Origin of the sequence: Bradyrhizobium guangxiense (assembly GCF_004114915.1) — a bacterium.
Lineage (GTDB): Bacteria > Pseudomonadota > Alphaproteobacteria > Rhizobiales > Xanthobacteraceae > Bradyrhizobium > Bradyrhizobium guangxiense.
The window spans coordinates 947,375-960,373 of the sequence record NZ_CP022219.1 but is presented as its reverse complement, the minus strand read 5'-3'; the positions used below and the strand labels follow the sequence as shown (position 1 = coordinate 960,373).

General features: G+C 65.7%; 14 protein-coding genes. 7 read left to right on the top strand and 7 right to left on the bottom strand.

Annotation, left to right across the window (positions count from 1 at the left end; translation table 11 throughout):
• Window positions 1–26 precede the first annotated feature (26 nt).
• Complete coding sequence (locus X268_RS04625; RefSeq protein WP_128923828.1) at window positions 27–785, bottom strand: ABC transporter substrate-binding protein; 759 nt, start codon at window positions 783–785, stop codon at window positions 27–29.
• 179 nt (window positions 786–964) lie between these two features.
• Here X268_RS04625 and X268_RS04620 point away from each other — a divergent pair, with 179 nt between their 5' ends.
• On the top strand, window positions 965–1,609 hold the full coding sequence (locus X268_RS04620; protein ID WP_164937527.1) for a helix-turn-helix domain-containing protein: 645 nt from the start codon (window positions 965–967) through the stop codon (window positions 1,607–1,609).
• Window positions 1,610–1,727: 118 nt separating this feature from the next.
• Here the strand turns inward: X268_RS04620 and X268_RS04615 are convergent, their stop codons facing one another.
• Both X268_RS04615 and aptA read right to left on the bottom strand, forming a co-directional pair.
• Window positions 1,728–2,993 (bottom strand): D-amino acid dehydrogenase, encoded by a 1,266-nt coding sequence (locus X268_RS04615; RefSeq protein WP_128923826.1) that lies wholly within the window; start codon window positions 2,991–2,993, stop codon window positions 1,728–1,730.
• A 70-nt stretch (window positions 2,994–3,063) separates the two neighbouring features.
• The gene (aptA, locus tag X268_RS04610; RefSeq protein WP_164937526.1) at window positions 3,064–4,392 is read right to left on the bottom strand and encodes an omega-aminotransferase AptA; all 1,329 of its coding nucleotides are present in this window, start codon (window positions 4,390–4,392) and stop codon (window positions 3,064–3,066) included.
• 149 nt (window positions 4,393–4,541) lie between these two features.
• Here aptA and X268_RS04605 point away from each other — a divergent pair, with 149 nt between their 5' ends.
• Window positions 4,542–5,090 (top strand): cupin domain-containing protein, encoded by a 549-nt coding sequence (locus tag X268_RS04605; RefSeq protein ID WP_128923824.1) that lies wholly within the window; start codon window positions 4,542–4,544, stop codon window positions 5,088–5,090.
• Window positions 5,091–5,276: 186 nt separating this feature from the next.
• Window positions 5,277–5,429: a hypothetical protein gene (locus X268_RS39215; RefSeq protein ID WP_164937525.1), complete on the top strand. Its 153-nt coding sequence runs from the start codon at window positions 5,277–5,279 to the stop codon at window positions 5,427–5,429.
• Window positions 5,430–5,617: 188 nt separating this feature from the next.
• Here X268_RS39215 and X268_RS04600 read toward each other — a convergent pair whose 3' ends face one another.
• Genes X268_RS04600 through X268_RS04590 form a run of 3 tightly spaced genes read right to left on the bottom strand, consistent with a single transcriptional unit; the run spans window position 5,618 to window position 9,421 of the window.
• A complete protein-coding gene (locus X268_RS04600; protein ID WP_128923823.1) occupies window positions 5,618–7,879 on the bottom strand; it encodes a xanthine dehydrogenase family protein molybdopterin-binding subunit in 2,262 nt (753 codons plus the stop codon).
• The gene (locus tag X268_RS04595) at window positions 7,872–8,927 is read right to left on the bottom strand and encodes an FAD binding domain-containing protein (RefSeq protein ID WP_128923822.1); all 1,056 of its coding nucleotides are present in this window, start codon (window positions 8,925–8,927) and stop codon (window positions 7,872–7,874) included. Before X268_RS04595 ends, X268_RS04600 begins: the two co-directional genes overlap by 8 nt.
• A complete protein-coding gene (locus X268_RS04590) occupies window positions 8,924–9,421 on the bottom strand; it encodes a (2Fe-2S)-binding protein (protein ID WP_128923821.1) in 498 nt (165 codons plus the stop codon). The genes X268_RS04595 and X268_RS04590 overlap by 4 nt, the downstream gene beginning before the upstream one ends.
• A gap of 251 nt (window positions 9,422–9,672) precedes the next feature.
• Between X268_RS04590 and X268_RS04585 the strand changes: the two genes are divergently transcribed.
• Together X268_RS04585 and X268_RS04580 are read left to right on the top strand one after the other, a co-directional pair.
• Entirely contained in the window at window positions 9,673–10,311 is a 639-nt protein-coding gene (locus tag X268_RS04585; protein WP_208764448.1) for a TetR/AcrR family transcriptional regulator, read from the top strand.
• Between the two features lie 66 nt (window positions 10,312–10,377).
• Window positions 10,378–10,785: a DUF4864 domain-containing protein gene (locus tag X268_RS04580; protein WP_128923819.1), complete on the top strand. Its 408-nt coding sequence runs from the start codon at window positions 10,378–10,380 to the stop codon at window positions 10,783–10,785.
• Here X268_RS04580 and X268_RS04575 read toward each other — a convergent pair.
• A complete protein-coding gene (locus X268_RS04575) occupies window positions 10,782–12,047 on the bottom strand; it encodes an MFS transporter (RefSeq protein WP_128923818.1) in 1,266 nt (421 codons plus the stop codon). The genes X268_RS04580 and X268_RS04575 overlap by 4 nt on opposite strands.
• A 173-nt stretch (window positions 12,048–12,220) precedes the next feature.
• On the opposite strand from X268_RS04575, the gene X268_RS04570 reads away from it, so the two are divergent.
• Both X268_RS04570 and X268_RS04565 read left to right on the top strand, forming a co-directional pair.
• Window positions 12,221–12,634, top strand: coding sequence for a hypothetical protein (locus tag X268_RS04570; protein WP_245477778.1), 414 nt, complete (start codon window positions 12,221–12,223; stop codon window positions 12,632–12,634).
• A gap of 76 nt (window positions 12,635–12,710) precedes the next feature.
• Complete coding sequence (locus tag X268_RS04565; RefSeq protein WP_128923816.1) at window positions 12,711–12,992, top strand: hypothetical protein; 282 nt, start codon at window positions 12,711–12,713, stop codon at window positions 12,990–12,992.
• Window positions 12,993–12,999 lie beyond the last annotated feature (7 nt).

Here is a 12,999-nt window from a genome sequence, read left to right as displayed (position 1 = left end):
AACCTTCTTCGATCAGCCTCTCACGATCAACCCTGCGCCTTCAGGCCCCATTTATCGAGGATCTTGTCGATGGTGCCGTTGGCCTTCAGCTTCGCCAGCGAGGCGTTGATCTTGCCGAGCAGTGCAGCCTCGCCCTTGCGGACGCCGATGCCGACCGAGCCGACGGTGACGGGCTTGTAGCCGTCGACGAGGCGCACCTCGGGGAAGCCGCCTTGCTTCAGATTGTAGGCGAGGATCGGATAATCGGCGTAGCCGGCCTTGAGGCGACCGGTGTTCACGTCGCGCAGGATGTCCGGAATGGTGTCGTAGGCCTTGACGTCGGCGAACAAGCCGGACTTCTTCAGCGCGTCGACGAAGGCGGTACCGACCTGGGCGCCGACCGTCTCGCCCTTCAGATCCTCCTGAGTGGCGTAGGCCTTGGTGTCGCTCTTCGGCACCACGAGACCTTCGCCATAGCTGTAGATCGGGTCGGAGAAGTCGACGACCTCCTTGCGCGGCGGCGTGATGAACATCGCGGCAGCGATGATGTCGATCTTGCTCGAAGTCAGCGACGGGATCAGTGCCGAGAACTGCATCGGCTCGATCTGGACGTTGAAGCCGGCATCCTTGCCGACCTCGGTGATGAGATCGACCATGATGCCCTGAATGGTGTTGGTCTTGGTATCGAGGAAGGTGAAGGGAATGCCCGTCGGCGTCGAGCCGACCTTCAGCACCTGTTGCGCCGAGGCCGGCGTCACTGCTGCCAGTGCGAGTGCCGCGACTGCGGCCTGAACAAAACGTTTCATCGCATCCCCCTTTGGGTCTGGCCGGTGGCGGCGGTCGCGCATGTCGTGATCAGACGTTGCGGGCCACGCCGTTTCGGCCTATTTTCACCAATATGAAAATTTGGTCACACTTTCGCGGACGATGCAAGCGGTTTTCATGCACATGAAGGAAGCGGTTTGACGTGAGCGGTGGCAAAAGAATGCGCAACCCGTCCGCCGCAAAGTCGGCCGGGAAGGTGAAAACCAAGGCCGCCGCCAAGCCGGCGGAGCCCGCGATGGACGTCGCGGTCGGCCGCCGCATCAGGGATCTCAGGCGGGTCAGGCAATTCTCGCTGGAAACGGTCGCCGCGCACACGGACCTGTCGATCGGCTTCCTCAGCCAAATCGAACGCGGCCTGTCGTCGCCGTCGCTGCGCGTGCTTGCAACGCTCGCCGACGTGCTCGGCGTCGGCATCGCCGCGCTGTTCGGCGCGAGCCCGAGCGCCGACGGCGCCTCCGACCAGGTGGTGACGCGCGGGCTGCAGCGGCCCGAACTGAAACTCTGGCGCACCGGCGTGTCGAAGCAATTGCTGAGCCCGGCGAGCGGCGACAACAAGCTCAATCTGTTCCTGGTGCATCTTGAGCCCGGCGGCTCCACCGGCGACGAGCTCTACACCCATGACGGCGAGGAAGCCGGCCTCGTGCTCGAAGGCGAGATGATGCTGACGGTGGACAGCGAGACGTGGTCGCTGAAGCGAGGGGACAGTTTTCGCTTTGCGAGCAGACGGCCGCACCGGTTTTCGAATCCGGCGCAGGATGCGAAGGCCGTGGTGCTGTGGGTGAATTGCGTGACGGGGGCGGGGTAGCCAATTGCCGTCATTCCGGGGCGATGCGTAGCATCGAACTATGGTGCGCAATTGCGCACCTGAGAATCTCGAGATTCCGGGTTCGCCTCTTTGAGGCGCCCCGGAATGACAGCGTCAATCACCCGAACCGGTGATTGTACCGATCCACCGTCAGCGCACTGACGTCGATCTCCGGCTTCTTGCCCGACAGCATGTCGGCGAGCACGCGGCCCGAGCCGCAGGACATGGTCCAGCCGAGCGTGCCGTGGCCGGTGTTGAGGTGAAGGTTGGCGTACTGCGTCGGGCCGATCACGGGCGGGCCGTCCGGCGTCATCGGACGCAGGCCGCTCCAGAACGTCGCCTTGGCGAGATCGCCGCCGCGTGGGAACAGATCGGTCAGCGAATGGTCGAGCGTGGCGCGGCGCGCATCGTAGAGCTTGCTCGAATAGCCGGAGATTTCGGCGGTGCCGCCGACGCGGATGCGACTGCCGAGGCGGGTGATCGCGACTTTGTAGCTCTCGTCCATCACGGTGGATTCCGGCGCGCCTGAGGCGTCCTTGATCGGCACCGTGATCGAATAGCCCTTCACCGGATAGACCGGCAGCGAGATGCCGAGCGGTGCGACCATCTGCGACGAATAGCTGCCGAGCGCGAGCACGTAACTATCTGCCTGCAACATCCCAGCACTGGTCGCGACGCCGCTGACGCGGGCGCCGTCGGTGACGATGCGGTCGATGCCGGTCTTGAACATGAAGCACACGCCGAGCGCCTGGGCATGCTTGGCCAGCGCCTGCGTGAACATGTGGCAGTCGCCGGTCTCGTCCTGCGGCAAGCGAAGCCCGCCGACGAACTTTTCCTTCACGCCTGATAGCGCCGGCTCGACGGCGATGCAGCCCTCTCGGCTCAGCACCTCGAACGGCACGCCATACTGCTTGAGCACAGCGATGTCCTCGGCCGTGCCGTCGAGCTGGGCCTGATAGCGGAATAGCTGGAGCGTTCCTTGCGAGCGTTCGTCATATTGAATGCCGATGTCGCGGCGCAGATCGCGCAAGGCATCACGGCTGTATTCCGCGATGGGGATCATTCGGCTCTTGTTGACCGCATAGCGCTCGCTGGTGCAGTTGCGCAGCATCTTGAGCAACCAGACCCACATCGCCGGATCGAGCTTCGGCCGGACCACCAGCGGGCCATGCTTCATCAGGAGCCACTTCACCGCCTTCACCGGCACGCCGGGGCCGGCCCAGGGCGAGGAATAGCCGGGCGACACCTCGCCGGCATTGGCGAAAGAGGTCTCCAGCGCCGGCTCGGGCTGACGGTCGACAACCGTTACTTCGTGGCCGGCACGTGCGAGGTAGTAGGCGGAGGTGACACCGATGACACCGCTGCCGAGGATCAGAACTTTCACGCTTCGTCAAACTCCCGCGGCATCACGCTCGCCGCTGCAAGGACACAACTCGCAACGGCGAGAGCAATTATCAGGCCACCTTCTTGATGGCGTCGCCGAGGATCGAGACCATCTGGTCGATGTGGCTCTTCTCGACGATGAGCGGAGGCGACATCGCGAAGCTGTCGCCGCTCATGCGCAGGTAAAGCCCGGTGTTGAAGCAGTCGACCATCACGTCATAGCCCCGCGCGCCGACGACGCCGTCCCGCGGCGCCAGCTCGACCGCGCCCATCAGGCCGCAATTGCGGATGTCGACGACGTTCGGCAGGCCCTTGAGCGAATGCAGCGCGTCGCGCCAATATTCGGCCATCGACGCACCGCGCGTCAGCAGCCCCTCGTCCTTGTAGATGTCGAGCGTCGCGATGCCGGCCGCGCAGGCGGTCGGATGCGCCGAATAGGTGTAGCCATGGAACAGCTCCATCTGGCTCTCCGGGCCGACCATCAGGCCATCGTGCACCTTGCGGCTCGCGAACACGGCGCCGCACGGAATGGTGCCGTTGGTGATGCCCTTGGCCGTGGTCATCAGGTCCGGCGTGACGCCGAAGAAGTTGGCGGCAAACGGCGTGCCGAGGCGGCCGAAGCCGGTGATGACCTCGTCGAAGATCAGGAGGATGCCGTGCTTGTCGCAGATCTCGCGCAGGCGCTGCAGATAGCCCTTCGGCGGCGGCAGCACCGCAGTCGAGCCCGGCACCGGCTCGACGATGACGGCCGCGATCGTCTCGGCGCCGTGCAGCGCGACCAGACGCTCCAGATCATCGGCGAGCTCGGCGCCATGCTCCGGCTGGTCCTTGGCGAAAGCGTTGCGGGTGAGATCGTGGGTGTGGCGGATGTGGTCGACGCCCGGCAGCAGGGTCGTGAAGGCACGGCGGGTGGCGACCATGCCGCCGACCGAGGTGCCGCCGAAGCCGACGCCATGATAGCCGCGCTCGCGGCCGATCAGGCGGGTGCGGCTCGCCTGGCCGGTGGCGCGGTGATAGGCGAGCGCGATTTTCAGCGCGGTGTCGACCGACTCGGAGCCGGAATTGGTGAAGAAGACGCGGTCGAGACCTTTCGGCGCGATCTCGGCGAGCCGCTCGGCGAAGTCGAACGCCAGCGGATGGCCCATCTGGAACGACGGCGCGAAGTCCAGCGTCATCAGCTGGCGCTCGACCGCGGCGGCGATCTGCTTGCGGCCATGGCCGGCATTGACGCACCACAGGCCGGCGGAGCCGTCGATCACCTTGCGGCCGTCGACGGTGGTGTAGTGCATGCCCTCGGCCGAGGAGAACAGGCGCGGCGCCTTCTTGAACTGCCGGTTGGCCGTGAACGGCATCCAGAACGAGTCGGTCTTGATAGTGTTCGGAATCTGATGAAGGGTCACGGCCGCGCTCCTTTGCTGACGCCATAGCTGAGCCACGGCTTGGAAAGCGCAACAAGTCCTTTTCTGCTCAGCCGCAACCCATTGATTTAACTGGGGCTGCAGGTCCATATTTGCGGGATCCGCAACACCTGCAACACGGGACCTGAGGCATGAGCGTCGACATCGGTGGACGGCTGCGATTCATCCGGGCGCGCCACAAGCTGTCGCAGCGCGAGCTTGCCAAGCGCGCCGGGGTCACCAATTCGACGATCTCGCTGATCGAATCCAACCAGATGAACCCCTCGGTCGGCGCCCTCAAGCGCATCCTCGACGGCATCCCGATGGGGCTTGCCGAGTTCTTCGCGCTGGAACCGGAAAGCCGGCGCAAGATCTTCTACCGCGCGGAGGAGCTGACCGAGGTCGGCAAGAAGCCGATCTCGTATCGGCAGGGCGGCGACAATCTGTTCGGCCGGAGCCTACAGATCCTGAAGGAACGCTACGAGCCTGGCAGCGACACGGGGCGCGTGCACCTCGTCCATGACGGCGAGGAAGGCGGTATCGTGATCTCGGGCAAGCTTGAAGTCACCGTCGAGGACGAGCGCCGCATCCTCAATCCCGGCGATGCCTATTATTTCGAAAGCCGCCGCCCGCATCGATTCCGCTGCGTCGGCGGCAAACCGTGCGAAGTGATATCGGCCTGCACGCCGCCGACGTTCTGAAGCGCGACCTGCCCATCCGCAATGCTACGGGCCACCGGCATCTTACGGGGCTTGAGCCACCTCAAATCCAACGAGCCGAACAGCTATATATTGGCAACCGTAGCCGAGCAGCCTGGCGCAAAGGTGCTGAGGTTATGGCCCCGGATTCCTAGGCTCTCCGGGGTCGCTTCGTAACAGGGCTCGCAGATGAAGACCGCTCTCGCTGATGCAGAAGCCGCGCTCGCGGAAGTCCAACGCGACACCGACAGGCTCCACTCGCAGGAGCTGCGCGCCGCCATCACGAAATACATCGAAGCACAGAAAGAGCAGATCAAGGCTCTCCGCAGGAAGATGAACTGATCGGATCGGCGAGGCGATTGGCATCGCCCATGCCGTCCTGAACCTCGGGGAGACGGCGCGCCACCAACGAGCAGGCACGATCCCGGTCCAGTTAAGGGCCGCCGATGTTCGTCTCCTTCAGCTTCGCACTTCTCGGCTCGATCCGCTAACGGCACCGGGCACGGCGCGGTCCGGTGCCGTGCGGCCTTTCAAGGCTGCGCCAGCAACGCCTCGATCCGGATCGGAAAGCGGCGAACGCGCACGCCGGTCGCATGCCAGACGGCGTTCGCAACCGCGCCGGCACTGCCGGTGATGCCGATCTCGCCGACGCCTTTGATGCCGAGCGCATTGACGTGCGGGTCGTGCTCCTCGACCGTGATCACGTCGAGCGGCGGCACGTCGGCATTCACGGGGACGTGGTACTCGCCGAGATTGGCGTTCATGATGCGGCCGGTACGGCGATCGGTGATCGCCTCCTCGTGCAACGCGAAGGATAGGCCCCAGATCATGCCGCCGAACAGCTGGCTTTTCACCAAGTGCGGATTGACGATCCGGCCGGCGGCGAAGGCACCCACCATGCGGGTGACGCGGACCTGGCCGAGCTCGGGATCGACCTTCACCTCGGCGAACACCGCGCCATGCGCATGCATCGCATATTCCTCCATGGCGGCGGGATTGGGCGCGCCGGTGCCGCGAGCCTCGACTTCGGCGACGCCGGCACGTGCGAGGATCTCGGCGTAGCTTTCGCTGCGACTCTCATCGTCGCGTCGGACCAGCCTACCCTCGCGCGCGATCACGCCGGCATTGCCGGCGCCGAACAGCGGCGAGCGCTCATCGTTGGTGGCGAGATCGGCCAGCTTTGCGATCACGGCCGCGCCGGCGCTGTGGATTGCAGCCCCCGCGGTTGCCGTATGCGCGGAGCCGCCGGCGATGCCTGCATCTGGCAAGTCGGACGTGCCGGCTTTGAACGCGACGCGTTCGATATTGAGACCGACAGCATCCGCCGCGATCTGCGCCAGCGCCGTCCAGGCGCCCTGCCCCATGTCATGTGCCCCGATCTCCATCACGCCCGAGCCGTCGCGCTGGATCGCGGCGCGTGCCTCCGCCTGGAACATCAGGGCGGGGAAGGTTGCCGTGCCCATGCCCCAACCGACCAGAAGGCCGGCATCGTCGCGCATCTGCCGCGGCTGGAGCGAACGCTTGGCCCAGCCGAAGCGCGCTGCACCCTGCTCGTAGCAGGCGCGCAGCGCCTTCGACGAGAACGGCTTGCCGCTGATCGGCTCGACCTCGGCGTAATTCTTCAGGCGGAAGGCCAGCGGATCCATGCCGCAGGCCCAGGCCATCTCGTCGATCGCGCTCTCCAGCGCGATCGAGCCGGTCGCCTCGCCGGGCGCGCGCATGAACAGCGGCGTTCCCGTGTTGACGCGTACGGCATCATGCGAGGTGCGGATCGCGGGAGCCGCGTAGAGCGTGTGCGAGGCATCGGCGGCCGGCTCGTAAAAAACGTCGAACGTGCTCGAGACGGTCCGCGCGTGGTGATCGAGCGCGGTCAGCCGTCCCTCGCCGTCGGCCCCGATGCGCAAGCGCTGACGCGTCGGCGCGCGATGGCCGACCGGGCCGTACATCTGCTCACGACGCAGCACCAGCTTGACCGGTCTGCCGACGAGCTTTGCGGCCATGATGCCGAGCACCGGCGGACCGCCCATCAGCCCCTTCGATCCGAAGCCGCCACCGAGGAATGGGCTGCGGATATGGATCTTGTCGTGCGCGATGCCGAACAGCTCGGCGATGCGCGCGAGCGACAGCTTCAGGCCCTGGGTTGGCATGTCCACGGATAGCTTGTCGCCATCCCAATGGGCCACGATTGCGTGCGGCTCCATCGCGTTGTGATATTGCGGCGGCGTCTCGTAAGTCGCGTCGATCTGCTTCTCGGCCGCGGCAAGGCCGGCTTCGACATCTCCGCGGTGAATTTCCGCGGGATTGCCGACGCCGACGGCGGGCGGCACAAAGCTCTCGCCGGCGTCGAGGCCGACCCGCGGAGGCAGCGTCTCATAGCGCGGTGCCAGCAGCACCGCACCTTCCGTCGCGGCTTCGAGCGTTTCCGCGATGACGACGGCGATCGGCTGGTTGGCGTAGCGGACTTCGTTGCTCTGCAACGCCTCCATTCGGAACACGAACGGATTGGTCTTGATCTCCGGGTCGATCGCGAGCTGCGGCTTGTGCTCCGGCGTCATGACGTCGACGACGCCGGGATGACGTTTCGCGGCAGCGACATCGAGCGACGCCACGCGTCCGCGCGCGATGCCGGAGGTCGCGATCACCGCAAACAGCATGCCGGGCGGATGATTGTCGGCTGCATAGGTCGCCTGCCCCGTGACCTTGAGGACGCCGTCACGGCGGGTCAGCGGCTGGCCGATGTTCGAGCCATGGCGAAGATGGGCAGGTGCGCTGGTGAGATTGAGCTCAGACATGGATGGCTCCGGACGTGGAGGCAAAGGGAGACGCCGGCAGCGCGGGCAGGCGCGCGGGCGTGCCGGCTGCGGCAAGGGTCAGCGCGCGCACGACGATGCGGCGTGCGAGCTCGATCTTGAAGCCGTTGTCGCCGGACGGCTTGGCATCGGAGAGCGCGCGCCAGGCAGCTTCCTGGAAGACGTCTGCCGTGGGCGCGATACCCCTCAGCACCTCTTCCGCAGGCCGAGCCCGCCAGGGCTTTGCGGCGACGCCGCCGAGCGCGAGCCGCGCTTCGATGACCTTGCCGCTCTCGATCCGCAACGCAGCCGCGGCGGACACCACGGCGAAGGCATAAGACGTGCGCTCGCGGACCTTGAGATAACGCGCATGCGCGCCGAAGCCGCTTGCCGCCGGCGGCAGGCGCACCGCGACGATGAGGTCGCCGGGCTCGAGCGCGGACTCACGCGCCGGCGTGTCGCCGGGCAGACGATGCAGCTCGTCGAGCGCGATCTCGCGGCGGCCGCTCCTGCCCTCGATCTCGACCACGGCGTCGAGCGCAACCAGCGGCACGCAGAAGTCGGACGGATGCGTGGCGATGCAATTCTCGCTCCAGCCCAGCACGGCGTGGCTGCGGTTCTCGCCGTCGCGGGCATCGCAACCGCTGCCGGCCTCGCGCTTGTTGCAGCGGCTGGCAGTGTCGTAGAAATAGGCGCAACGCGTCCGCTGCAAGAGATTGCCGCCGACGGTCGCGGCGTTGCGTAATTGGGCTGATGCACCTGAGAGCAGCGCTTCGGCGACGGCGGGATAGGTTCGTGCGAAGCCGGCATCGTGTGCTAGATCGGCGTTGCTGACGAGCGCGCCGATACGCAACGATCCGTCGGCGAGATGCTCGATGCCATCGAGCCCTTCGAGATGGGTGACGTCGACCAGGCGATCCGGCCGGCTGACTCCCCCCTTCATCAGATCGAGCAGATTGGTGCCAGCGGCGAGATATGCCGCGCCCGGCTGAGCAGCGGCGGCAACGGCCTCAACAACCGTGGCAGGCCTGAAATAATCGAACGGTTTCATGCGGAGCGCCTCTGGTTGGTTTCGTCGGCGCGGCCTTGTGCGTCGAGCACGGCATCGACGATGCCGGCATAGGCGCCGCAGCGGCACAGATTGCCGCTCATGCATTCACGGATGCGTTCGGGATCGCTGCCGGCCTGGCCCTCGCGCATCATGCCGATCGCGCTCATGACCTGACCGGGTGTGCAGAAGCCGCACTGAAAGCCGTCATGAGCGATGAAGGCGGCCTGCACCGGGTGCAGCTGATCACCGCGTGCTACGCCCTCGATGGTGAGGATGTCGGCGCCGTCATGGCTGATGGCGAGCGCGAGACAGGAATTGATGCGCTTGCCGTCGACCAGGATGGTGCAGGCGCCGCACTGGCCGCGATCGCATCCCTTCTTGGTTCCGGTGAGATGGAGGCGCTCACGCAGGAGATCGAGCAGCGTGACGCGCGGATCGTCGAGGACGAAGTCGCGCCGCGCACCGTTCACGGTGAGGCTGATCGAGTGGTTCATACAAGGCTCCGATCAGATTTGGACATGAGTCATCGTGCAGCGCGCCACCGCCGTGGCCGCTGTCGAATAGCGCCGCCCGACCACAATCCGGGCGAGCACATGACCGAAGATACGGAGGCGCCCTCCGCTTAACAAGGGCCGCCGAGAAATATTTGGAATTCGTCAAAAGCCCCTGCGCCACCAACGCGATGCAGCCCTGCACGGGTCCGACGAGGGTTCAATCTAACCAATTCGTGATCTACATTGCCCGCATGGACGACCACACCGACCAGATTCGGAAGCCCCGCGCCGATGCCGTGCGCAATCGCGAGCGCGTGCTCGAAGCTGCGAAACTCGTGTTCAACGCCGGCGGCCCCGAGGCGAGCCTGGAAGCGGTGGCCAAACGCGCCGGCGTCGGCATCGGCACGCTCTATCGGCATTTTCCGACCCGCGAGGATTTGTTCGAGGCGGTGTACCGGCGCGAGGTCGAGCAGCTCAGCGAGCTCGCCGAGCAGCTGAAGAACGCGAAGGACCCGGTGGACGCGCTCAGGCGCTGGCTGCGCTCCAACGTCGAATTCGTCGCCACCAAGAAAGGCATGTCGGCCGCGCTGGCGCTGACGTTCCAGAGCTCGTCGGAGCTGGCGGCGTTCTCGATGGACCGGCTGACCAAGGCGATCGGCTCGCTGCTGGATCGCGCGGTCGCGGCCGGCCAGATGCGCGGTGACGTCAGCCCCGAGGACCTGCTGCGCACGCTCGTCGGCATGTGTTACATGCACGACCAGCCCGGCTGGCAATCCTCGGTGCTGCGGATGCTCGACGTGTTCGTCGACGGGCTGCGCGTGCCGCCAGGCGCCACGGTCAAGGCACGAACCGCCAGGCCTGCGAGGCCGGTGGTGAAACGGAAGCGATAGCGCGCCCGTATCTCCCTGAGGTCATGCTAGGATCAGCATCGCCGGGATTTCAACGCGGAGCCTGTCATGCGCATTGCCGCCTTGCTCGTTTTTATCAGCCTTGCCTTCAGCTCCGCCGCTGCCCTCGCCGACGACGTCGCTGCCGCCCAAGGCGTCATCCGCGCCCAAGAGCAGGCCTTTGCACGCGACGACGCAGCCGCGGCCTATTCCCATGCCGCGCCGGCGATCAAGGAGATCTTCCCCGCGCCCGACGTCTTCATGTCGATGGTGCAAAACGGCTACGCGCCGGTCTACCGCCACAAGAGTTTCGAGTTCGGCGACAGCAAGATCGAAGGAGGCTGGATTGCGCAGCGCGTTCACATCGTCGATGCCAATGGCGATGCCTGGGTCGCGCTCTATACGCTCGAGCAACAGGCGGATGGCAGCTACAAGATCACGGGCTGCTCGCTCCTGAAGGCGGGCCGGGCGGTTTAGGTCGCAAAACCCGGCCCGGTCCTGGTGGCGTTCATCCGCGACCGAATCAGCAGCAGCACGACGATGCCGATGTTGAGCGCATTCCACGCCACGCCGTTCGCGAACGCCGCGCCGTAGGAGCCGGTGGCATCGAAGATCACGCCCGACACCCAGCCGCCAAAGGACATGCCGAACACGGAGGCGAAGATCACGATGCCGACGCGTGTCGCCGCCTCGCTCGCCGGCATCGCCTCACGCACGATGATGGCGTAGCTCGGCACGATGCCGCCCTGGAACAGGCCGAACATCGCGGAGATGAGATAGAGCGAGGCGAGGCTGTCGAAGAACAAATAGAACACCAGCGCAAATCCCTGCGCCAGCGATCCGACCAGCAGCGTGCGGATGCCGCCGATCTTGTCGGCGAGATAGCCGGAACCGATCCGGCTGATGATGCCGCAGCCCATCATCAGCGACAGCATCTCGGCGCCGCGCGCCACGCCGTAGCCGAGATCGCCGCAATAGGCCACGATATGCACCTGCGGCATCGCCATGGCGACGCAGCAGGAGATGCTGGCGATCGAGAGCAGCACGGTCAACGTGTTGGTCGAGAGCTTGAGATCGACGCGGGGCGGCGGCGCATTGGCATGATCGCGGAGATGGTCGTTGCCCATCTGCGCGCGCAGGACGAGGACCAGAAGCGCCATCGTGCTCGCGCAGACGACGCCGATAGCGACATGCGTATGGCGCCAGCCGATCGTCTCGGTGCCCCAGCTCACGATCGGCGGCCATATCGTGCCGGCGACGTAATTGCCGCTGGCCACGATGGTCACGGCAAGCCCGCGATAGCGCTCGAACCAGTGCGAGGCTTCCGCCATCAACGGCGCGAACGTCGCCGAGGTGCCGAGGCCGATCAGGAAATAGGCCGCCACGAACTGCCAGAGCTGGGTGGACAGCCCTGCGAGCACATTGGCGACACCGAGAAACGCAATGCTGATCGCCATCGCGAGCACGATGCCGAACCGGTCGGTGATCTTGCCGGCGATCACGCCGCCCAGCCCGAAGCCGAACATCATCAGCGTGAAGGCCAACGACACCGCACCGCGCGTGGCACCGAATTCGGTCTGCACGATGGGAATCACGACCACGACCGCCCACATGCCGACGGCGCCGATCGAGCCGATCACAAGTGCAATGATGAGCCGGATCCAGGCCTGACGGGAATCAGGGCTGAACGACTCAGGCGTATGTTCTGAATGATTTGGTGCGTGCACGGGCGGGAACATGGCCCGCGGATCGCCAAGGGGCAAGCATCGTGGCGCGATATTGGGCATGCGCGGTGCACTGCGGTAATAAAATCTTGGCGAATGCGTCTTTTGCCATTAGTTTGCAATCAGCGTGTGCAACATTGCCGCGCGAGGAGCGTATTGACGGAATGTTGTTGCGATTGACGCGATCGATGCGGATCAGGGTGGGGCGCCTCGTTGCCTTCGCCTATCTGTTCTGCGTGCTCGCGCCGGCGGCAAGTCTCGCCTTGGGCAGCGGTCCTGCACCGTGCCTCGACGAAGCATTCCTCGCCGACCTCGTCCCGGGGCATCACCAGATGTCGGCCGGCCATGGCAGCACCTCGCATGAGCACGCCGGCTCACATGCGCATCACCGGACCGTAGCACAGGACGCTCCCGCCGCGGATCATCATGGCGGCAAGGGAACCGTGGGGCCGTGCTGTGCAATGATGTGCGTCAGCGCGTTGCCGGCCGATCTGCCGGTCGTGGCGACACCGGTCCAGCCGACATCCACCTGCGCGCCCGAGATCGCGGCAAGCCTGCGCAGCACGGCACCGCCCCAGCGCTACCGTCCCCCCATCGCCTGATCTGACACGACGATTTCGGGCCGAGCGCGCGCTCCTGCGCGCGCGGACCTGTGGTCCTTCAGATCAGGGATGAATCATGCTTGCGCTTTCCCAGGCGAAATCCGCCGCATCTGCGGTGGATCGACGATATTTTCGATTCAGTTGGCTGCTGCCGGCCTTTGCTGCGCTGGTGCTGTCCGGCTGCATGCCGGCAACGACACAGGTCGCCAGCACCGATCCCGCCGATCCGGGGGCGAAGGTCGCCGCAGTCGGCTATCGCTCGACCATTGCGCCCTATACCAGCCTGCGGCCGGCGACGCCGGCGCCGTGGCGTAACCGCAACGAGGCGGTGACGCCGCAGCCGAAGCAAGACCGGTAGGAGCGCG